At 57.7% G+C, this 20,521-nt stretch carries 20 protein-coding genes, 1 tRNA gene and 1 pseudogene; 14 read left to right on the top strand and 8 right to left on the bottom strand.

What is annotated here, in order from left to right:
- Position 1 precedes the first annotated feature (1 nt).
- The 5 genes from WD823_RS02435 (at position 2) to WD823_RS02415 (ending at position 4,573) form a co-directional block, all read left to right on the top strand.
- Positions 2-1,168, top strand: a complete 1,167-nt coding sequence (locus WD823_RS02435) for a D-alanyl-D-alanine carboxypeptidase family protein (RefSeq protein WP_368427891.1) — start codon at positions 2-4, stop codon at positions 1,166-1,168.
- Positions 1,169-1,243: 75 nt separating this feature from the next.
- Positions 1,244-2,104 (top strand): D-amino acid aminotransferase, encoded by an 861-nt coding sequence (locus tag WD823_RS02430; protein WP_368427890.1) that lies wholly within the window; start codon positions 1,244-1,246, stop codon positions 2,102-2,104.
- The gene (gene lipB, locus WD823_RS02425) at positions 2,101-2,787 is read left to right on the top strand and encodes a lipoyl(octanoyl) transferase LipB (RefSeq protein WP_368427889.1); all 687 of its coding nucleotides are present in this window, start codon (positions 2,101-2,103) and stop codon (positions 2,785-2,787) included. The genes WD823_RS02430 and lipB overlap by 4 nt, the downstream gene beginning before the upstream one ends.
- 17 nt (positions 2,788-2,804) lie before the next feature.
- A complete protein-coding gene (gene lipA, locus WD823_RS02420; protein WP_368427888.1) occupies positions 2,805-3,749 on the top strand; it encodes a lipoyl synthase in 945 nt (314 codons plus the stop codon).
- 5 nt (positions 3,750-3,754) lie between these two features.
- On the top strand, positions 3,755-4,573 hold the full coding sequence (locus WD823_RS02415) for a YdcF family protein (RefSeq protein WP_368427887.1): 819 nt from the start codon (positions 3,755-3,757) through the stop codon (positions 4,571-4,573).
- Positions 4,574-4,599: 26 nt separating this feature from the next.
- Here the strand turns inward: WD823_RS02415 and WD823_RS02410 are convergent, their stop codons facing one another.
- The 3 genes from WD823_RS02410 to lexA all read right to left on the bottom strand — a co-directional run bounded on the left by WD823_RS02410 (position 4,600) and on the right by lexA (position 7,820).
- On the bottom strand, positions 4,600-5,697 hold the full coding sequence (locus WD823_RS02410) for an HD domain-containing phosphohydrolase (RefSeq protein ID WP_368427886.1): 1,098 nt from the start codon (positions 5,695-5,697) through the stop codon (positions 4,600-4,602).
- Between the two features lie 191 nt (positions 5,698-5,888).
- Positions 5,889-7,136: a DNA polymerase IV gene (locus tag WD823_RS02405; RefSeq protein WP_368427885.1), complete on the bottom strand. Its 1,248-nt coding sequence runs from the start codon at positions 7,134-7,136 to the stop codon at positions 5,889-5,891.
- A 6-nt stretch (positions 7,137-7,142) separates the two neighbouring features.
- Positions 7,143-7,820 carry a transcriptional repressor LexA gene (gene lexA, locus WD823_RS02400; protein WP_368427907.1) on the bottom strand — a complete coding sequence of 226 codons (678 nt, stop codon included), beginning with the start codon at positions 7,818-7,820 and terminating at the stop codon, positions 7,143-7,145.
- Positions 7,821-7,898: 78 nt separating this feature from the next.
- Between lexA and WD823_RS02395 the strand changes: the two genes are divergently transcribed.
- The 3 genes from WD823_RS02395 to WD823_RS02385 are packed head-to-tail and all read left to right on the top strand — an operon-like array spanning position 7,899 to position 9,263.
- The gene (locus WD823_RS02395) at positions 7,899-8,087 is read left to right on the top strand and encodes a CPXCG motif-containing cysteine-rich protein (protein ID WP_368427884.1); all 189 of its coding nucleotides are present in this window, start codon (positions 7,899-7,901) and stop codon (positions 8,085-8,087) included.
- Complete coding sequence (locus WD823_RS02390) at positions 8,080-8,331, top strand: transcriptional antiterminator, Rof (RefSeq protein WP_368427883.1); 252 nt, start codon at positions 8,080-8,082, stop codon at positions 8,329-8,331. The genes WD823_RS02395 and WD823_RS02390 overlap by 8 nt, the downstream gene beginning before the upstream one ends.
- Positions 8,328-9,263, top strand: a complete 936-nt coding sequence (locus WD823_RS02385) for an MBL fold metallo-hydrolase (protein ID WP_368427882.1) — start codon at positions 8,328-8,330, stop codon at positions 9,261-9,263. The genes WD823_RS02390 and WD823_RS02385 overlap by 4 nt, the downstream gene beginning before the upstream one ends.
- Before the next feature lie 13 nt (positions 9,264-9,276).
- Here WD823_RS02385 and WD823_RS02380 read toward each other — a convergent pair whose 3' ends face one another.
- The gene (locus WD823_RS02380; RefSeq protein ID WP_368427881.1) at positions 9,277-11,838 is read right to left on the bottom strand and encodes an EAL domain-containing protein; all 2,562 of its coding nucleotides are present in this window, start codon (positions 11,836-11,838) and stop codon (positions 9,277-9,279) included.
- A gap of 633 nt (positions 11,839-12,471) precedes the next feature.
- On the opposite strand from WD823_RS02380, the gene WD823_RS02375 reads away from it, so the two are divergent.
- Positions 12,472-13,305: a SirB1 family protein gene (locus tag WD823_RS02375; protein ID WP_368427880.1), complete on the top strand. Its 834-nt coding sequence runs from the start codon at positions 12,472-12,474 to the stop codon at positions 13,303-13,305.
- A 71-nt stretch (positions 13,306-13,376) separates the two neighbouring features.
- Positions 13,377-13,616 carry a GIY-YIG nuclease family protein gene (locus WD823_RS02370; RefSeq protein WP_368427906.1) on the top strand — a complete coding sequence of 80 codons (240 nt, stop codon included), beginning with the start codon at positions 13,377-13,379 and terminating at the stop codon, positions 13,614-13,616.
- A gap of 114 nt (positions 13,617-13,730) precedes the next feature.
- Here WD823_RS02370 and trmB read toward each other — a convergent pair whose 3' ends face one another.
- The 4 genes and pseudogenes from trmB to WD823_RS02350 form a co-directional block, all read right to left on the bottom strand.
- A complete protein-coding gene (trmB, locus tag WD823_RS02365) occupies positions 13,731-14,423 on the bottom strand; it encodes a tRNA (guanosine(46)-N7)-methyltransferase TrmB (protein ID WP_368427879.1) in 693 nt (230 codons plus the stop codon).
- A gap of 82 nt (positions 14,424-14,505) precedes the next feature.
- A complete protein-coding gene (locus WD823_RS02360) occupies positions 14,506-15,318 on the bottom strand; it encodes a thiazole synthase (RefSeq protein WP_368427878.1) in 813 nt (270 codons plus the stop codon).
- 110 nt (positions 15,319-15,428) lie between these two features.
- Positions 15,429-15,626: pseudogene (gene thiS / locus WD823_RS02355) on the bottom strand (sulfur carrier protein ThiS); the annotation flags it as partial.
- 103 nt (positions 15,627-15,729) lie between these two features.
- Positions 15,730-16,791 carry a GGDEF domain-containing protein gene (locus WD823_RS02350; RefSeq protein WP_368427877.1) on the bottom strand — a complete coding sequence of 354 codons (1,062 nt, stop codon included), beginning with the start codon at positions 16,789-16,791 and terminating at the stop codon, positions 15,730-15,732.
- 101 nt (positions 16,792-16,892) lie between these two features.
- On the opposite strand from WD823_RS02350, the gene WD823_RS02345 reads away from it, so the two are divergent.
- The 4 genes from WD823_RS02345 to mutY form a co-directional block, all read left to right on the top strand.
- Positions 16,893-16,966: transfer RNA gene (locus WD823_RS02345), tRNA-Gly, on the top strand.
- Between the two features lie 18 nt (positions 16,967-16,984).
- A complete protein-coding gene (locus WD823_RS02340; RefSeq protein ID WP_368427876.1) occupies positions 16,985-18,901 on the top strand; it encodes an AsmA family protein in 1,917 nt (638 codons plus the stop codon).
- A gap of 2 nt (positions 18,902-18,903) precedes the next feature.
- Positions 18,904-19,473, top strand: coding sequence for an SRPBCC family protein (locus tag WD823_RS02335; protein ID WP_368427875.1), 570 nt, complete (start codon positions 18,904-18,906; stop codon positions 19,471-19,473).
- Positions 19,466-20,521 (top strand): A/G-specific adenine glycosylase (gene mutY, locus WD823_RS02330; protein WP_368427874.1); only part of this gene is annotated, 1,056 nt, incomplete at its 3' end. The genes WD823_RS02335 and mutY, both read left to right, overlap by 8 nt.

The raw sequence follows: 20,521 nt of genomic DNA, 5'->3' as shown, positions 1-20,521 counted from the left end.
CGTGCCCCACGAATCACCCTCCGTTTCAAAACTGCTTAAGATATTTCCCGGTCTGCTGGTTTTCGGACTGTGTTGCAGCCACGCCATGGCCGCCACGCCGTCCAGCATCCCGGTCCCGAACATCGCGGCAAAATCCTGGGTGCTGATGGACCACGACAGCGGCCAGCTGCTGGCGGAAAAAAATGCCGACTTGCCCGTGCCGCCCGCCAGCCTCACCAAGCTCATGGCCGCCTACGTGTTATTTGGAAAGATGAAACGCGGGAAACTGCACCCGGATGACATAGTAAACATCACCCGGCAAGTTTGGAATGTCAAAGGCGCGCGCCTGTTCTTGCGGCCGGGGACGAAGGCGCGCGTTGACGAACTGCTCCAGGGCATGATCGTGCTCTCGGCCAACGACGCCGCCATCGCGCTCGCGGATAAGGCGTCGGGAAACGAAGCCGGCTTCGTGGTCGAAATGAATGACGCTGCAGATTCACTCGGCCTTACGCTTAGCCACTTTGAGAATGTCACCGGCCAAGATCAACCGGGGCACGCAGCCAGCGCGCGCGATCTGGCGCACCTGGCGTCCGCGATAATACGCGATTACCCGGATCAATACCGGTTGTTTGCCGAGAAGGAATTCACCTACCTCGGCATAACGCAGTATAATCGTAACGTGCTGTTGTGGCGGGATTGGAGCGTTGACGGTGTAAAAACCGGACAGACCCGGAAAGCAGGTTTTTGTTTCCTGGCATCCGCTAACCGTGACGGGATGCGACTTATTGCGGTGGTGCTGGGGACGAAAAGCGACACCACCCGTTTCGAGGCGGCGCAAAAACTGTTGGATCACGGGTTTCGATACTTTGAAACACGGCTAATCCAGGCCGCGAATGACCCCGCGGCTCATGTGCGTGTCTGGTTGGGGAATCAGTCCACGGTGCCGATAGGCGTAAAGCAGAATCTGTATCTGACCCTGCCTCGCGGTTGGCACGACAAATTGCAGGCGCGGCTGATGTTGGAAGCAACGCCACACGCCCCGGTGCGCATGGGAGAAACAGTGGGCACGCTGGCGCTCGAACTGGATCGGGAACCGTATGCGGAATATCCCCTCGTGGCGCTCAAGGAAATCAGAAAAGGCAATCTTTTTCAGCGAGCGATCGACAAGTTCCAACTCTGGCTAAAGTAAAGGTAAAGGTCGATACAGACCAAAGGACAACAGCCGGGGCATCACCATGATTTCCCCGCCTTGACGATACCGACCATGTCACTCGTTTACCTCAATGGAGAATTCATCCCGCCAGACCAGGCAAAGGTTTCGGTTTTCGATCGCGGTTTTATTTTTGGCGACGGTGTCTACGAAGTCATCCCGGTCTTCGGCGGCCGGATGTTTCGGCTGCCGCATCACCTTGCGCGCCTGGAGGCAAGCCTGGCTGCCATACAACTGCGCAACCCGCATACCGTCCGGCAATGGAACGATATTTTTACGCGCCTGTTGGCGAATAACGGGACCGCCGACCAGTCGGTTTATCTTCAGATCACCCGCGGCGTGGCTGCGCGTGATCATGCGTTCCCGCCCAATATTTCACCTACGGTGTTCGCTTATGCCTCGCCATTGAACTACCCTCCCGCCGAACAACTGGCCAAGGGGGCGGCGGCGATCACCGCCGCTGATAACCGCTGGCAGCGATGCGACATCAAATCCATCGCACTGCTGGCCAATGTCTTGCTGCGTCAACAGGCCATTGAACAAGGAGCGGCCGAAGCTGTTCTCGTGCGCGACGGCTTGATGACCGAAGGCGCGGCCAGCAATATTTTTATAGTCAGTGGCGATCGCGTCATCACACCGCCGAAAGGCCCGTACATCCTGCCGGGCATTACGCGCGACCTCGTGGTGGAAATCGCCCATTTCCATGATATCGACTGTGTCGAACAGCCGGTGCCGATCGGGTCGCTGCGATCCGCGAATGAAGTATGGATGACGAGTTCAACCAAGGAGATCCTCCCCATCACCCGCATCGACGGCCGGCCGGTGGGGGACGGCAAGCAGGGGCCCATGCATGTGCGGGTGTTTGCGCTTTACCAGCAATACAAACAGGCGTTCATCCGGGGAGAAGTGGAATGACGCGGCCGGCGCACCAATCCATCCTGAACGAAGAAGTTTTGCTCCGCCTGCCGGGTCGGGTCGATTACCTTCCCACGTTTCGTGCCATGCAGAATTTCACCAGCGCGCGTACGCCGGACACGCCCGATGAAATCTGGCTGCTCGAGCACCCGCCGGTTTTCACCATGGGCCTTAAAGGCCGCTGCGGCACACTCACACACGTTCACGAAATCCCCGTGGTGTATACCGATCGCGGCGGCGATATGACGTATCACGGCCCGGGGCAGTTGGTGGCTTACATCCTTATGGACATGAACCGTCGCGGTTGGGGAGCGAAACACCTGGTCACGGCCCTGGAACAGGCGGTGATCAATTTGCTGGCCGCTCACCATATCCGTGCAGAACGGCGCGCGGGCGCGCCCGGCGTCTACGCCGGTGGGGCAAAGATCGCGTCGTTGGGATTGCGCGTGCGACAGGGAGCGAGTTACCACGGTCTGGCGTTGAATATCGACATGGACCTCACACCGTTTTCCTACATTGCCCCCTGTGGTTATCCCGGTCAGCCCGTGACGCAACTGGTAGACCTCGGTGTCCGCCAGAATACGGCTACGGCCGGTCGAAACCTGCTCGAAGAGCTGGTCCGTGAACTGGGTTATACTGTACCGACACAGGCTTCAATCCACCTCCCATTCGGACCCGAGTGAACGATCGGACTAACGACATGCCGCGCCCGCGCGCCGCCATCGAGCAAAAAGGGGCGGCCAAAACGGCGCGTATACCCATCAAGATCGTCGCGACGACCGAGCTGCCGCGCAAACCGGCTTGGATCCGCGCCAAGGCCCCGACTCATCCCGAGGTCGGAAGGCTCAAGGCCCTGCTGCGCGCGCACGCATTACACACGGTTTGCGAAGAAGCGACCTGCCCGAATCTCGGCGAATGCTTCAGTCACGGCACCGCCACGTTCATGATCATGGGCCGGCTGTGCACGCGCCGCTGCCCATTCTGCGACGTCGCGCACGGACGCCCTTTGCCGCTGGACAGTCAGGAACCGGAAAACCTGGCTCGCGCCATCGCGGAAATGAAACTGAAATTTGTCGTGATCACCTCGGTGGATCGCGACGATCTGCGCGACGGGGGGGCGGCGCATTTCGCCGCCTGCATCCAGGCAGTCAGGCGGCACACGCCGCGGATCTCGATCGAAATTCTGGTGCCGGATTTTCGCGGCCGCATGGCGGTGGCGCTTGATATTCTCGGCGAGGCTTTGCCGGATGTGTTCAATCACAACCTGGAAACCGTACCGCGTCTGTACCCGGCCGCGCGCCCGGGCGCCGACTACCGGCATTCGCTGGAATTGCTGAGGCAGTTCAAGGAACGCCACCCGGCAGTCCCCACGAAATCCGGCCTGATGGTGGGACTCGGGGAAACGAACGACGAAATCCTCGGGGTGATGCGCGACCTGCGCGCCCACGGATGCGACCTGCTTACCATCGGCCAATACCTCCAACCGAGCCGACACCATCTCCCGGTGGCGCGCTTCGTCACGCCCGGGGAATTCGAACGATTCGGACTGGCGGCGCGGGAAATAGGTTACCGCAACGCCGCCAGCGGTCCCATGGTGCGTTCCTCCTACCACGCCGAACAACAAGCGGCGGGAGCCTCCATCTGACAAGCATGGTGGATATCACCACCAAGATCTTGGCGTTGTTGCTGTTGCCCCCGGGTGTCATTATTGTCGTCGCGCTGCTCGGTTTCATCATCCAGATCCGCCGGGTAATCATGGGTAATGTCATCGTGGCGCTCAGTGTCGTCGCGCTGCTGATTCTAAGCCTGCCGTTCACGGGAGCTCAACTCACACAAGCCATTGAATCCCGGTTTCCACCGGTCGGCCTGAATGTGACGAAGGAACCCGGTAAACAAGCGGGCGCGATCGTCATTCTCGGGGGAGGGCGTTACACCGATGCCAGGGAATACGGCGTCGGTGACAGCGTGAATCGTCTGACCCTCGAGCGCTTGCGTTACGGAGCCCGTCTGCATCGACTCACCGGACTACCGATACTGGTGACCGGTGGCGCGCCCTACGGTGAAGCTGTCCCGGAGGCGGTCTTGATGCAGGCAGTGCTGGCGCAAGACTTTCGAGTAAAGGCCAAATGGGTGGAAAGCAATTCCGGTACGACCTACGAGAATGCCAGGCTCACGAAAACGATCCTGGAGCCCGCGGGCGTGAAGTGCGTATACCTGGTAACACACGCCTCCCACATGCCGCGCGCGGCGTGGGCGTTCGAGGCCGCAGGCTTCGCCACTAATCCGGCACCCGTGGGGTTCATCACACTCGACAAGCAGGAACGCGATGCCTTGGGATATTTCCCGTCGATTGACGGTTTATACCGCAGCAGTTCCGCGTTGCGCGAACATCTCGGACTGGTGTGGTACCGATACAAATACGGGTGGGTGGAACCGGCTGCCGCAACGTCTCTGTCCACAGGGTGCTGATTCCTCAGCTGCGATCATCCCCGGGGTCAGGCGGCTCCGCGCTGTCCAAAGGATGGATTGACCACTAACGCATCGACATCATCCGCAAACTTTTTGTAAATCGCGAAGATCGTATCGGTCTGCCGCAGCAAAGCATCGACGCAAGCGGGGTCGAAATGCACGCCGCGGATTTTGCGCAAATGCGCCAGTGCATCCGTAACATTCCATGCCAACTTGTAAGGGCGTATGGATAACAGCGCGTCCAGCTCGTCGGCCACGGCCACAATGCGTCCCGCGTCCGGTATTTTTTCACCGGCCAGTCCCAGGGGGTAACCCAGGCCGTTGTATTTTTCATGATGCGAATGTGCGATTTCCGCCCCCAGACGCAGCAGCGGTGAACTCGAGTCCTTCAGCACTTCATAGCCGATGGTGGTGTGGGTTTTCATTATTTCCCACTCGTCATGAGTAAGTTTTCCGGATTTGAGCAATATCCTGTCCGGAATCCCGACTTTGCCGATATCGTGCATGGGCGCGGCGAGATAAATCATGTCGCAGAACTGTTCGTCATAGCAGAGCTCCTGGGCAATGAGACGTGAGACATGCGCCACACGGTGCATATGATTGCCCGTTTCCTCATCGCGCGCGGTACTGAGCTGGTGCAACTTGAAAATGATCTGTTCGTGCTCGCGCTCAAGCATTTGTTGCGCCAGGAGCTCAACGTCGAGCGCCAGTTTTTCCAGTCTTTCGGTCGGATTGACGAGACTCATGCGCAACGTCAGCAGGTTGTACACCCGGGCCAGAAATTCATCGGTATTGACCGGTCGTGTCATGAAATCATTGGCCCCGCTCGCGAGCGCACGCTGCCGAAGTTCGCGGTCCGCCGAACCGGTAATCATGATGATGGGGATCCCTTTGTATTTCGTCTGCTGGCGCACCGTGGAAATAAACTCGATGCCGTCCATGGACGGCATGTTGTAATCCACCACGCAAATATCGGGTTCGTGTTCACGGCACCAGGCGAGCGCTGCATCACCGGTTGTGAAGCTCACCACGTTGACGTCCATTCCCGGAAGTCGCTTGAGCATCCGCTGCATCACATCGAGATTCTCCCTGCGGTCGTCGAGCAGGAGGATAATGGGACTCATTGCCGGCACCCCAGGCCACTGTTTTATTGTTTATTGCTTCAAGTTTCGTGCCAGACAGGTGTTCTGAACGCCGCCATGCCTCCCTTTGTTATATTCCAGACTAAGTACCCGCGGATAAAGCATTAATCGGCATTGTTCTCAGCCGTCTCCCGACCGATCGCCGCTATATACAGCCCCACCGGTTCGGTCATTCAATCCGGAATATGCTGCCGGTGGCCGTCCGGCCGCCAGGCGGGCGCGATCACATTCGGCATGGTGGATCGTTCCAGCAGCGTGGCGGGGGCGACGGTGAACTCGCCGTAGCGCCGGTTGATGCGATCGATGGCATCGGTACGGCACTGGATGCGGGTATTTTCGGCCGGGAAAAGTTCAAGCTGGCCGGAAGCGGTGCGCAGCTGCGAAGCCGTGACCTGTACATGGGTCACCGCCTCGCCACGCCAACGGCACTTGAGAAACTTCAACGCCAGTCCGAACAGGCGTTTTCCGTCGGGTGGCCCGTATGGCAGCCGGAACAGCTGGTCGATATCCCCGGACGACGACTCCAGCCGCAAACCGACGTACAGCTGTCCCGCCTGCCTGTCGTAGCGGCGCAGGCGTGCCGCCACCTTCTCGCACATGTGCCGCAGGTAAACCTCGATCACGCGCGCCGATGCCGTGTGCGGCGGCAGCACCTTGCCATGGCCGACGGATTGGGGTGGCGCGATGTCGGTGACCACGGGCTCCGTATCCTTCCCCTGGCAGGCGAGCCACAGGTATTTTCCCGTCACGCCGTAGCGGCGCGCCAGCACCGTCATGGGCAGGCGCGCGACGTCACCGCAGGTGCGCGCGCCGTGCAAGGACAAAAATTCGGTGATGTGCGGGCCCAGGCCGCAGAGTTTTTCCATCGGCACCTTCGCCAGGCGCTCGCCCGCCTCCCACGGCGGGATGACGGTCAGGCCGTTCGGTTTTTTCATGTCCGAAGCGATCTTGGCGGTGGATTTGTTCCCGGCCACGCCGATGGAACAGGGCAAGCCACCGCTGACCGCGTGGATACGACATCGCGCGAGGTGCGCGATGCGCTCGGGGCTGCCGTGCAGACGCTGACAATGCGTGACATCGATAAACGCCTCGTCCACGCTGAATACCTCGACGTCCGGGCTGATGTCCCGGAGTGCATGCATGATGCGCGTAGAGACAGCGGCGTAGACCTTGGGCCGTGCCGGACGCTGAACGAGTCCGGGGCAGAGCCGGCGCGCTTCATAAACGCGCATCCCGGTTTTCACGCCGAAGGCGCGCGCTTCGTACGAGCAGGTGATCAGCGTGGTGCCGACTTCACCGTTGGTGACGCCAACCGGTTTTCCGCGCAATCCGGGAACGTCGCGTTGTTCCACCGACGCAAAAAACGCGTTCATGTCGATGTGCAGAATGGCCCGCGGCCAGAAGCGTGTTGATGCAATCATGGCTCATCACCGATATGAACGGAACTGGCCGACGACCACACCCTGCACGCGCACGCGCGATGCCGCGTAGCGCATCGGCGGGATGCCGCGGTTGGCCGGCCGCAGCGTGACGGTGCCATCGCGATTTTTTTGCAGGCGCTTGAGCGTCGCCTCCGCGCCGTCAATCAGCGCCACCACGATCTCGCCGTTCTCGGCCGAGTCGCGCTTCTCCACCACCACCATGTCGCCGTCGAGGATGCCGTCCTCGATCATGGAGTCGCCCGCCACGCGCAGCACGAAGCGGTTGCGGTTGACGAAAAATTCGGAAAGATTAATCTCATCTTCCCCGGGTATGGCCTCGATCGGCCGGCCGGCGGCGATGCGCCCGAGCAACGGCAGGGAGAAGTGCGCCAGGGATGGCGCGCTGACGGAGCCGAGGATGCGAAACGGACGCGCCGCGGTCGCCCGGCCCTTGAGCAGACGGATACCGCGCGCGCGGTCCGGCTCGATGCGAATCAGCCGTTCTGCCTCCAGTGCGCGCAGATACCGGTGCACCACGCCGCGCGAAGCGATGCCGAGATGGCTCGCGATCTCGCGCAACTTGGGGGCATAACCGTGGCGGGCGGTGTACGCGCGGACAAAGTCATACACCTGGCGGGGGCGATCGGACGGCACGAATGTTCTCCTTTTGTTCTCACCCAGCATAGGCCTGCCCCCGGCCCGATGCAACCGGGCTGTCACCCCTTCCTGAAGGACCGTGGGAAACCCTGTAGACTGTGGACGATGAGCCAACTGCACAGCGTAGCGTGCCCCTACTGCGGCGAAACCTTCGAAACGGAGATAGACGCCTCGGCCGGGAGCCAGGAATATGTCGAGGATTGCCAGATCTGTTGCCGGCCGATCGTGTTCCGGATTGATGTGAGCGCGGACGGCGTGCTGATGGCAATCGATACGCGGCGTGAAAATGAGTGAGCCCCAAAACCTCGACCCCTACGTGCCCATCGCCTGTGCGCGCTATTCGGAGTATGAACAGGCGATACTGCACCGGCAGAGGCTGCGCCTGCGCTGGCACGTGACCAATGTTCACTACGATCAGATGGTCCGGCCGCTGGATTTGAAAACAGACAATCATGAAGAATTTCTTATCTGTCGCAACGACGCCGGCGAAATGCTGACGATTCGCCTTGACCGCATTCGAAGCATGAAACCGGTTTGATCGCGCGTCTGACTATTTGTACCCTGGGTCTCGTCTGGCTTACCGCTGCAGCGGCCCAGACATGCGGCACGGCGCCCCTGCAAGTACAGCTGCTGTGCTCGGACCATACGACGTCAAACGGACAATGCGCCGCAAACAGCTATCTTGTCTGGATCGATGGCCGGACACGCGTCCTGATCGACGTTGGCAGTGGCGCCAGCCGGCGTTTTCTCGAAGCCGGAGCCAACGCGGCTGACCTGGATGTCATTCTTCTGACCAGCCTGCAGGCGGAACATACCGCCGATTTACCGGCGTTACTGCAATTATCCTTGTCACAAGGCCGTAATCGCGCGCTCCCGATTTATGGTCCGTCCGGCAATAAGTTCTCGCCTTCGACGGTAACTTTCATACGCGCTTTATTCGATGGCACCCGCGGCGCATACCGCCATCTCGGTGTGTTGCTCAACCCGCTCGCCCGGGATGCTTATAAATTAAACCCGCAAGATGTGGGCAAAGAGCGGTCACGTCTTGGGTCCCGCAGATTATCGGGGGCAGCGTTCCCGCAACCCTTTACCAATGTGCGTTTGAGCGTCGCGTCGCTCTATCTTGCCCGTGAAACATCGCCGGTGCTCGCATGGCGGGTAGATGCCGGCAATAAAAGCGTTGTTTTCAGCCGGGACACCGGTTCAGCCAACGGAAGCCTGGAACAGCTGGCCAAAGGAGCGGATTTATTCGTGCTGCAACAACCGGTTACGGCGCGGGAATCGGATCGAGCACCCCCCCTGATTGCCGTGGAAATTGCCGGTCTTGTCGAGGCCACAGGGGTAAAACGCGTCGTGCTCGCGCGTGCCCCACGCAAGCCGGAGCTGGAATTCGTAATGGATGAAGCAAGCATTAATAACGTGGCGCAATCGTTCGCGGTCGCGGATAGCCTGGAATGCTTTACTCCCTGATTCGCCCAGACGCTCAGGCCTGGGCGGCGGTTGTCGTATGTAAAAGGCTGAATTCCGGGAGATCACCGCTGGGGCGGGAGATATGGTAACCCTGCACGAAATCCACACCGGATTCCTGCAGTACACGGAGAACATCGGCATTTTCAACGAACTCGGCTACGGTTCTCTTGCCGAACGAATGCGCGATGTCGTTGATCGACGAAACGATCGCCCGGTCAGCGGAGCAATTTTTCATGCCCTGCACGAAGTGCCCGTCGATTTTCACGAAATCGACCGGGAGGTGCTTTAAATGGAAAAAAGAGCTGAAGCCGCTTCCGAAATCATCGAGCGAGAAGCGACAACCGAACTCGCGCAATTCACCGATGAGTTTTTTGGCCGCATCGATATTGGCAATGGCGGTCGCCTCGCTAATCTCGAACACCAGCGAACTGGCCTCGAATTTATGCTTGCTGAGCAAATCGCGCATCAGAGGAACCATATGATCGGCGTCCAGGGAATGGCCTGAGATATTGATCGTAAAAGTGGCTTCGGCACCTTGCCGGTTCAGTGCGGACAATTTTTCCACAGCATGTGTCAAAACCCAGGTATCTATCTGATGCATGAGTCCGAAACGCTCGGCCGTCGGCAGGAAGGTGCCCGGGTAGACAATATCGCCGCGCGGATTCAACAGTCGAATGAGGACCTCGTATTGCCACGAGGACTGCGGGAGTGTCCTGCAGATTAGATTCCAGAGCTCGCCGCTGGGTGCGTTCGCAGTTTCCGCATCGATATCATTCATCGCGAGGATCGGTTGGTAATGCAGGACAAAATTTCCGTCGCGAAGAGCATCTTGCAGTCGTCCTGACCAGCCGATTTCCAAATCCAAGGCGATTCGCTCGTCGCGATCCGCGTTGTAAAGATGTGTCTGATTGCGCCCCTTGCCTTTGGCAACTCGACAGGCGAGGTCGGCGTTGGCGAGCACATCTCCGGGCGAGAGCGTATATTGATTGAATAGCGCCACACCGATACTGCCGTTTACCTTGAATTTTCTGCCCTCGTGAATAAAAGCGTGCGTTTCCAGAATTTCGCGCAGACCCTCTGCAGTCGCATGAATATGATCCTTGTCGATGTTGCGCATGAGAATGGCGAATTCATCACCACCCAGGCGCGCGAGCAAATCAGAATCCCTGATACGTGTTTGTAATTGCTGACTGATTTCAATGAGCAGCCGGTCACCGGCGGCATGTCCGGCGGTATCGTTGACAAACTTGAACCGATCCAGATCCAGATAGAGCAAAGCGCTCGTCTCGGTGCTGCGTTTCAGACGATTGACCTCGTTTTCCAGGTCTTTTTCCAGGACTCCCCGATTGCACAGCTTCGTGAGCGAATCGTGGCTCGCCTGCCACAAGAGTTCGCGTTCCAGTATCCGTCGCTCCGTGATGTCGCGGAAAGCAACCACCGTACCTTCGAACTGTCCTTCGATCTCCAGGGGGTAGACCGTGCACTCCACCGGGATCGGCATGCCGGACCTGTGCCAGAAAACGGTAGACCAATTATGCATTTCATTTCCGTCCCGGTACGCTTGCTGGAGCAGACAAGATTTTCGGGAAATCGGCGTTTTGTCTTCGTGCGCATAATGGAAAAGCTTGTGAGCCGACCGGCCAATCAGTTGATGGTCCTCGGAATATCCGAGAATATTGCACGCACCCGGATTAATAAAGGTAATCTCACCGGTCCGGTTAACTCCATAGACGCCATCACCCACAGATCTCAGGATACCCAAAAGCCGCTCGTGCTCGGCCTCCATTGTTCTGCGAGTGCGAATCGACCGGGTGATCGCGGCCAGACGCGCGGTAAACAATGTCGGCGCTTCGTTTTTGAACATGCATTCGGCGGCGCCGGCATCCAAAGAATCCCGGATCACTTTCTTCTCATAGGCACCTGTGATAATTGCTACTGTTATGTGCTTCGTCTGCGGATGCTTGCGCAGGCGGCGGCAAAGCGCGTCGCCATTTTCTTCGGGCATATAATAATCAACAATGGCAATATCATACGGATGTTGTTTTGCCATCTCCATTGCTTTGCCCGCGGAAGGGGCGGTATCCACATCGAAGCCATACCGGCGCATTAATCGCTTATACGAAGCGCGGGCCGTTTGCGAATCATCAACCAGCAGCACCCGGATTTTCTGTAGTCTATTCTCCGCCAGCTCGTCCTGCGATGACGCCAGCAATAATTTTGTGAGACATTCCACGCCCTGGGCGCAGTCGTTCCACGACAGCAGCGCCGTATGTGCACGTCGCTCGGTCCAGTCCAACAAGTCGGGGTCCGGGTCATGCGTCATCACCATGACGGGAAAATTGAGGTATTTAGGCCGGCAAAGAAGCGACAAGACTTCAGCGGCATGTCGATCAGGGGAAACGGGACGACCGATGATTACCGCGGCGTACTGGGGCAATGCGCCGCTGTTCCTCAATTGCTGCAAGCCGTCGTCATAAGTATGTGCCACGACGGCAATAAAACCATGCAACTTCAAATGCCGGCGCAGGGGCTCAAGTAACGGGGTCGATTTCTCGATTATCAATACAGGATGCACGGAGCATCTCCCTCGAGACATCCTTATCCTGATCCACAAACACGATTGCTATCGATTGACGACAAACAGGATTTTCATCATGTTCGGCCAACCATGACCAATGGCGCCAATTTATTTTTTTGCCTGTTACCGCTCTACGTTCTTTCTTCCTTATTCAACATACAGTTAATGTACGGCGCGGCCGTTGGCTGGCTCACCCCTGAAATCAGGTCGCGCCCATTGTTGCACTTCGGGTGTTAACATTTTTTAACACTGTTTATCGCGGGTGTTCCCCCTGGCCTACCTTACAGCGGCAGTGGGCATACTGCTATTCCCAATGCCGAAACTCATAGTACTAGCAGAAAACAGCGTGCTGGCAATGAATGAAAAGTATGCGCCCACCTGCCCGTTCACTCGTAATGTAAAACCCACGCCCAAGCAAACGGGATTATCGCTAATTCAATCGTCATGGCAACATTTATTCACGCGACTGCTTTCGACGACACACCAAGAACCATCTTCAACTCCATGAATGACCATGTGTTTCGAGAGAATTGCTGTTACCGTCCGTCGTCGCACCTGTCTGCTATTCTTAACCTTAGCATTACCGAAGCCCATTGAATCGAAAACGAACGGGCCGGTTACGGAATTATCATGAACGAACGACTGGCGAAAATTGCCGAAGTTTTGGATCAGGATCTGAACCTGGCGGAAGCGGCATTGCTCATCGCCATGGAAGAATACCCTGGCCTGGATATAGATTCCTACCTCCGCAAGCTTGATGAACTCGCGGCCGGCGTTCAGCAGCGGCTTCCAGCGCAGGTCGGCCTGGAGGAAACCCTCCTGACGCTCAACCAGTTCCTGTTCGTAGAACAAGGATTTTCCGGGGACACCGACAATTATGACGATCCGCGCAATAACTTCCTAAACGAAGTGCTGGACCGCAAGCGCGGCATCCCGATCACGCTTTCAATTATTTACATGGAGGTCGGCCGCCGGCTCGGAATCCCGCTCAAAGGTGTCTCCTTCCCGGGCCATTTCCTCGTCAAATTCTCCACCCGCGAGGGTGAGGTGGTGCTGGATCCCTTTTCCGGCGGCAACCTGATGAGCAAGGAAGATTTAGTGGAAATGCTCGAGGAAACTTATGGCGGAACAACCGACAACGGGCACGCTCCGCTTGAGCGCCTGCTCACAGCGGCCGGGACAAGGGAGATCTTGGTGCGCATGCTGCGCAACCTCAAAGGAACGTACTTGCGTCGTGAGCAGTATGACAAAGCGCTTACCGTGATCGACCGGATATTACTGATACAACCCGATCAGCCGGATGAGGTGCGCGACCGTGGCTGCATTTATGAGCGTCTGGAATGTTTCCGGGCGGCACTGGAAAATTTCCAGTCCTATCTGGCCTTACGACCCAGCTCGGGCGACGCCCCGGATGTGCACCGGCGGATTGCCGAGTTGAAACAAATCGTCGCTTGCCTCAATTGACCTCCATGAACGATGAAAACCACCCTGTCTCAGCCAGGATACATGATGCTGCCGATACGGAAAACCCCTGGATGGTGTATATCCTGGAATGCCAGGATGGATCGTTTTATACCGGAGTTACCAACGATATCGAGCGGCGTCAGCTGCAACACAACGAAGGAACCGCCTCGCGCTACACCCGTAGTCGCCGGCCCGTCGTGCTCCGTTATAAGGAAGCCTGCGGCAGCCGCACCGATGCGCTGATCCGTGAATGCGCATTACGCCTGCTTTCACGCAAGGAAAAAGAAGCGCTGGTCGCGCAAAATAAATAACCTCGCAACGCCGGCTGTTCCCGGTTACCGGTGCGAATCACCCGCGATCCACGAACCATCGGTTCTCGCTGGAAAAAAGCATAAACCGGAATCCCGAACCCGCGCAGCCTGTGGCTAGCGCGAGCGATAAAAAACCATATCCCATACTTCATGACCGAGTTTTTTACCGCGCGTTTCAAATTTTGTGGCCGGCCGGTTACCTGAGTATTCCTGAGCAGGGCCGTTCCGGCTTGTCCCCTGCAATTCCGGTGTCTGCGACAGTACGGATACCATCTGCGTGGCATAATCCTGCCAGTCGGTGGCCAGATGGATATACCCCCCGGGTTTCAGCTTGCGTGCCATCAGCGCGGCAAAATCCGGCTGCACCAGACGGCGTTTGTGGTGCCGTTTCTTTGGCCATGGATCGGGAAAAAAAAGCTGCATGGCCGCAAGTGATCCATCCGGTATATGTTTCGCCAGCACATCCTTCGCGTCTGCCAGGATTATCCGCACATTATCCAGAGCTTCCGCCTCGAGGTGGCGCAACAAGCCGCCGACGCCGGGCCGGTGTACCTCGATACCGAGATAATTCATATCGGGGTGAGCCTTGGCGGAAGCCAGCAAGGCTTCACCGTTTCCAAATCCGATCTCAAGGATAACGGGTGCGCTGCGTCCATAAAGGCGGGCGAAATCGATTGGCGCTTCAATTAAGTCGATGCCGTAATGCGGCCACAATTCCTTGAGTGCGCGGGATTGGGCCGGGGTGATACGTCCTTCACGACGCACGAAACTTCGAATGGGACGAAGATGTTTTTCAGCCTCACTCATGAATGATCAGGATACAAGACGCAGGAAAGCGACTGAAGCTCAAGAAACTTTGAATTGATCTCAGCGCCAGCGGCGGAAAAAATCAGAAAAAAGTCCCGCCGAGGGGTGAAGACGGGGAACCATACTGCTTGCGTGGCATGCGTCCCGCGAGGTAAGCCTCGCGTCCCGCCTCGATCGCCTTCTTCATGGCTTGCGCCATGAGCACCGGGTTCCGTGCTGCGGCAATGGCGGTGTTCATCAGCACGCCATCGCAACCGAGTTCCATGGCGATGGCGGCATCGCTCGCCGTCCCCACGCCGGCATCGACCAGAATTGGCACCGTGGCCTCTTCCACGATGAAACGGATATTGTGCGGATTGCGGATGCCGAGACCCGAACCGATCGGCGCTGCCAGCGGCATCACGGCGACACATCCCATTTCGGCAAAACGCCGGGCCACGATGGGATCGTCATTGGTATACACCATTACCTTGAAGCCTTCCTCGATCAATTGCGCGGCGGCGATCAGAGTCTGGGGGATGTCCGGGTACAGTGTCTTTTCGCTGCCCAGGACCTCCAGTTTCACCAGATCGTGGCCGTCGAGCAGCTCACGTGCCAGACGGCAGGTGCGCACCGCCTCGTCGGCGGTGTAGCACCCCGCGGTATTCGGCAGGTAGGTGTATTGCGACGGGGGCAAGACATCCGTCAGATTCGGCTCATCCGGATTTTGACCGATATTGGTGCGCCGGACGGCGAGCGTCACGATTTGGGCGCCGCTGGCCTGCACGGCGCGCCGGGTTTCGTCCATGTCCCGGTATTTCCCGGTCCCGACCAGCAACCGAGATGCGTAGGCCCGGCCCGCGATTACCAGGGGGTCATGGGATATGGATTGGATTGTTTCCGCGGATACCGCCATGCACGACACCTCCGAAAAATTGTATCGAAAACCGACCGGCTATGCCGTGGAGTCCGGGGGCATTCGTGGCCGCTCGCGTCCCCCGCTTCGCAGGGTCCCCGGCTCATGCCGCCACCTCCAATCGCGAACACGACTTCGACACGATCATTGTCCTGCAACTGAAAATCATTATGCCGGCTGCGCGGGACGATCTCACGATTAACCTCAACGGCGACCCGCCGATCGCCCAGGCCCATTTCCTGCAACAACACCGCCACCGTTACCGGTGCCCCGAGGCTTTTTTCCTGACCGTTGAGTAAGATCTTCATGGAGCGGGGGCGTGTCGCAATACAGGCGTTTCGCCGCCTGATGACGGAATAATTGTACTACCGGCACTGAAAGAACGCACGCCGGAAACGGGTACGGTTATATTTAGAAGAGTTCGATGTCGCCCGTGGCCACGGATACCGGCGCAAGCTTTCCTTCGGCCACCAGCGTTTCGTAGCAGCATACCTGATTGCGGCCGTTGTTCTTGGCGTGATACATGGACATGTCGGCGCGATTAATGATCGTATCCACGCTTTCCCCGGACGTAATACCGACCACGCCGATACTCACGCTTTTCTTACCGATACGCGGGAATTGACAAGCTTCGACTTCCTTACGGAAACTTTCCAGAACACGCACGGCGACTTCGGGAGTCACGTCAACCAGCACCGCCGCGAACTCTTCGCCGCCATAACGGAACAACAGGTCCTCGTGCCGGAACGAACGATTCATGAGCCGTGCCAGTTGCACCAATACTTCATCGCCGTATAAATGTCCAAACTTGTCATTTACCTGCTTGAAGTGATCGATGTCAAAAAAGGCCAGGCAATTCTGCTGAATTTTTTCGTTTGCCCGCCGGTCATGGTGTCCGGCATTGAGCACCAGTTTTTGTATTCGTATATCGAAACACTGGCGGTTATACAAGCCGGTCAATCCATCCAGTTCATTACGCGAGAGCAGAAACGCCTGATTGCCGAAAATACGCAACAGCCTTGAGAGCATTTCGTCCTCCCCCTCGACTTCCTGCATGCCTTCGATTTCCAGCATGGCAATGACGTGTCGCGTACCGAAGATCGGCAGGATCAAACGGCGGCCGCCGGCGCCGATGCGCATACGGCTTACCCGTTTCTGGGATTGCACACATTCGAACAGATCCTTGTCTTCCACCAGCATCACGACCGCGGAAAGCGGCTCGAGCCAGTCACGGACCACCGCCGTCTTGGCGTTGGTCTCGTTGAATTCCTGGTCGTTATTTTGATTGGATATGGCGAGCAGCCGAAATCGCTCGGCCTGAACCTGCTGGCGCAATGAATCGATGAGCGACTGGGATAACCCGCGCGAATCACGCTGGCAGGTCAATTCCACCACCGTATCGAGATAGCGGAGCACCACCGGATCAACGGCGTTTTCCGGTGTCTGGTGTGGCTTGATGTAACGAACTATCAAGGTAAAATCCTCGCTTTAGGCCTACCTTGTTACGCTGTATTCTTTAACTATCCATGCAAAACCGGGGCCAATGGTGTACCTGGTCAAAAAGGTAGTCTCTGGCGGGTGTAGTTCAATGGCAGAACGAGAGCTTCCCAAGCTTTAAATGTGGGTTCGATCCCCATCACCCGCTCCACTACCACCGGAGTCCGTTATGAATAAACCCTTAAAAATCGCGGCCATATTGCTGGGTATCCTGCTGGCGCTGGTGGTACTGCTGGTTGTCGGATTAACCGTTGTTATCGACCCCAACCAGTACAAAGACCGGATAATCGAGGCGGTGCGCGATAAAACCGGGCGCGAATTGACAATAGAAGGCAAAATGGGGTGGTCGTTCTTCCCCTGGATTGGTATCGAAACCGGCCGTCTGGTCCTGAGCAACGCACCCGGGTTCGGGAAGGACCCCTTTGCTCGAATCGAGGCGGCCGGAGTCAAGGTGAAGCTGCTGCCCTTACTGCGCAAGGAAATAACCGTCGATACCTTTCTCCTGGACGGACTCAAGCTTAATCTGGCCCGCAATCCGTCCGGCAAAACCAATTGGGATGATTTGATAACCCCGTCACCGGCAACCGAGCCTGACGCGAAAACCAAATCGGGAGCAGGAATTGGTATGGGCGGATTGAACATCGACAAAGTGGACATTCGCCGGGCGGATATCGCCTGGAAAGACCAGATGAGCGGCGCGCGCTACGCCGTGCATAACCTTGATCTTAAAACCGGAAACATCGCCGCAGGGAAACCCGTGGATGTGCAGCTGGCATTCGACATGGAAAGCGGCCAGCCGCCCGTGCGTGCACGCGTGGAGCTTAAATCCCGCATGACCCTCGACCTTGCGGCCCAAAAACTCGAAGTCGCGAGCCTCGCGTTGTCCCTGGGCGATCTCAGCCTGCGTACCCGATTTACCGGCACGAAAATTATCGATGCTCCGTCCTTCAGCGGAGGGCTGGAAGTTGCTGCTTTCAATCCACGCGCGTTGATGGACAAGTTGGGCGTCAGAATCGAAACCGTGGATAAAAATGCGCTTCATAAACTTGCGCTCAAATCCGGTTTTTCCGCCACCACCGACAGCGTTGAACTCAAGGACCTGGCGCTGAATCTGGATGACAGCCGGGTCAGCGGGTCGTTGACGGTACGTCAATTCAACGATCCGTCCTATCGTTTCGATCTCACGCTCGATCAGATCGACCTCGACCGCTATTTCCCTCCTGCCGCTCCCAACACGGCCTCCGGAGCCAAAACGGACGCGGCGTCCGCCAAACCGGTGGAGATACCGCTGACGGCGTTGCGGAATCTGAATGCCGATGGAAAGCTCCGCATCCAGAAGCTCAAGGCCATGAAACTCCATACCAGCGAGGCGCTGATCCAGGTCTCGGCGAAGCACGGGCTGATAATCCTCGGGCCCAATCAGGCCAAGCTTTACAGCGGCCAATACGCCGGACGCATCACGCTCGATGCACGCGGCAAGACCCCGATGCTGGCGGTGGACGAATCCGTCCGCGGAGTGGAACTTGCGCCGATGCTCAAGGACGCCCTGAATTTCGACAAATTCACGGGTGTGGCGAATTTAAGCGCCAAAGTCACGGCCGCGGGGCTGGACGCTAACCAGGTGAAACAAACGCTCAACGGCACGGCCGCATTTGCGGTGCAGAACGGTGCGATCAAGGGTATAGACCTTAAAAAAATGTCCGCCACCATCGCCGCCGCCAAGCGTGACAAGTCCTATCAGAAACTCGTGGAACTCACGCCCCAGGCCGGCGATGAAACCCGGTTCTCCCAGCTGGGGGGAACGGCCCAGATAACCGATGGTGTCGTCCGCAACAACGACATGAAAATCCAGAGTCCCGATTTGCTGAATGTCTCGGGCAAGGGTTCAGCCGATCTGCCCCGGGAAACGCTGGACTACAACGTCGTGGTGGGTACCTTCCCCATCCTCATTGACGGACCGTTTTCGAAACTTCGATTCCGGCCCGACTGGAACGCGATCATGCAGGAAAAACTGGAAGAGAAAAAAACCGAAACCAGGGAAAAGCTGGAGAAAAAATTGAAGGACAAATTCAAACTCTTCAAATAATATTGACCAACAACGTGTGGTGTCGAGTATCCCTTTTCCTGGCCATCGGGCTCCTGGCGCCGGCTAACGCATCCAGCGCCACCATTGCGCACGCGCAGGCCAAACACCATCAGGGCCGTTACCTGCTTTCCTTCGAGGTGGTGCTCGATGCCGAGCTCGATAAGGTCTGGCAAATCATGACGGACTATGAACACTTCTCCCGTGTATCGAGTTCCGTTGTGGAAAGCCGGATCATCGAACGGGTGAGCGAGAACCACCATCGGGTCGGCATCTCGTCTAAATCCTGCATCCTGTTTTTCTGTCAAACCGTCAACAAAGTGGAAGACATCCGTGCCACGCCTAAAACTGACATCGTCATCGTCATCGACGCGGCTCAAAGTGATTTCAGTTATTCCGTCGAACACTGGCACCTGCTCGCGGAAGGCGCAAAAACACGGATATTTTACTCCGGAGAGATGGAACCGAATTTTTTTATACCACCGGTGATCGGCCCGTGGCTGGTAAAGTCCTTTTTCATCGAGGAGATAAAAGCCACCGCTGTGGAAGTCGAATCGCTTGCTGGCCATGAATGACCGCCTTTTCAGCCGGCGGCTGCTGGCGTGGTACGACCGTCACGGACGCCAAACCCTTCCCTGGAAACGCAAACCGGGCCCTTACCGTGTCTGGATCTCGGAAATCATGTTGCAGCAGACCCAGGTGAAAACTGTCATTCCCTATTTCAGCCGCTTCATCGGGCATTTTCCTAACGTGCGGGCGCTGGCGCGCGCGGAGACCGACGCAGTGCTGCATCTGTGGACGGGCCTTGGTTATTACGCCCGCGCCCGCAACCTGCACAAAGCCGCGCAGCAAATTGTTGCCCAACACGCCGGTGTTTTCCCCCGCGCGTTCGACGCGGTGGCGGATCTGCCGGGTATCGGCCGCTCCACAGCCGGCGCCATTTTGGCGCTCGCCTTTGGTCAACGTCATGCGATTCTCGACGGCAACGTCAAACGCGTGCTCGCGCGCTTCCACGCCATCGACACGCCGTTGAACAAACGCGCGACGGAGGATCGACTGTGGCGGCTCGCCGAACATCACACGCCACGGAAGCGAGTCGCCGATTACACCCAGGCCATCATGGATCTGGGTGCCACGGTGTGTGTGCGCACCAACCCACGCTGCACGGTTTGCCCCCTGCATGTCAATTGTCGTGCCTATCGCCACGGTTCGCCGGAGGTATATCCGGTGCGAATCGGAGTTCGCCGCGCGCCGCTCAAAGCTACCCGCATGCTCATGATTCGCGACCGACGCGGACACGTGCTGCTGCAGCGGCGTCCCCCTGTGGGGCTGTGGGGCGGCCTGTGGGGATTTCCCGAATGCCTTGACGGCGATGCGTGTCACTGGTGCCGCGAAGCCCTGGGCCTCAAAGTACAAACCGAAACTCCGTGGCCGGTGCTGAGACACAATTTCAGTCACTACCATCTCAACATCACGCCCATACCCGCGCGCGTGGTGGGGGGGACTGATCAACTGATGGAGAATCCGGAAACAGTTTGGTATAACCTTAACCAACCGGATTGCCGCGGATTCAGCGCACCGGTGAAACGCCTGCTCGATCAGCTGAGGGCGAGCCGGAGTATT

This window comes from Sulfuricaulis sp., assembly GCF_040901545.1.
In the GTDB taxonomy this organism is placed as follows: domain Bacteria; phylum Pseudomonadota; class Gammaproteobacteria; order Acidiferrobacterales; family Sulfurifustaceae; genus Sulfuricaulis.
The sequence above is the reverse complement of the archived record's forward strand: the minus strand, read 5'-3'. Positions and strand labels throughout refer to the sequence as shown.

Bases quoted from the DNA above. Each gene is read 5' to 3' on its own strand.
- WD823_RS02430 (WP_368427890.1), top strand. From the start codon at position 1,244: ATGTCACTCGTTTACCTCAATGGAGAATTCATCCCGCCAGACCAGGCA.
- lipB (WP_368427889.1), top strand. From the start codon at position 2,101: ATGACGCGGCCGGCGCACCAATCCATCCTGAACGAAGAAGTTTTGCTC.
- lipA (WP_368427888.1), top strand. From the start codon at position 2,805: ATGCCGCGCCCGCGCGCCGCCATCGAGCAAAAAGGGGCGGCCAAAACG.
- WD823_RS02415 (WP_368427887.1), top strand. From the start codon at position 3,755: ATGGTGGATATCACCACCAAGATCTTGGCGTTGTTGCTGTTGCCCCCG.
- WD823_RS02410 (WP_368427886.1), bottom strand. From the start codon at position 5,697: ATGAGTCCCATTATCCTCCTGCTCGACGACCGCAGGGAGAATCTCGAT.
- WD823_RS02405 (WP_368427885.1), bottom strand. From the start codon at position 7,136: ATGATTGCATCAACACGCTTCTGGCCGCGGGCCATTCTGCACATCGAC.
- lexA (WP_368427907.1), bottom strand. From the start codon at position 7,820: ATGCTGGGTGAGAACAAAAGGAGAACATTCGTGCCGTCCGATCGCCCC.
- WD823_RS02395 (WP_368427884.1), top strand. From the start codon at position 7,899: ATGAGCCAACTGCACAGCGTAGCGTGCCCCTACTGCGGCGAAACCTTC.
- WD823_RS02390 (WP_368427883.1), top strand. From the start codon at position 8,080: ATGAGTGAGCCCCAAAACCTCGACCCCTACGTGCCCATCGCCTGTGCG.
- WD823_RS02375 (WP_368427880.1), top strand. From the start codon at position 12,472: ATGAACGAACGACTGGCGAAAATTGCCGAAGTTTTGGATCAGGATCTG.
- WD823_RS02370 (WP_368427906.1), top strand. From the start codon at position 13,377: ATGGTGTATATCCTGGAATGCCAGGATGGATCGTTTTATACCGGAGTT.
- trmB (WP_368427879.1), bottom strand. From the start codon at position 14,423: ATGAGTGAGGCTGAAAAACATCTTCGTCCCATTCGAAGTTTCGTGCGT.
- WD823_RS02360 (WP_368427878.1), bottom strand. From the start codon at position 15,318: ATGGCGGTATCCGCGGAAACAATCCAATCCATATCCCATGACCCCCTG.
- WD823_RS02340 (WP_368427876.1), top strand. From the start codon at position 16,985: ATGAATAAACCCTTAAAAATCGCGGCCATATTGCTGGGTATCCTGCTG.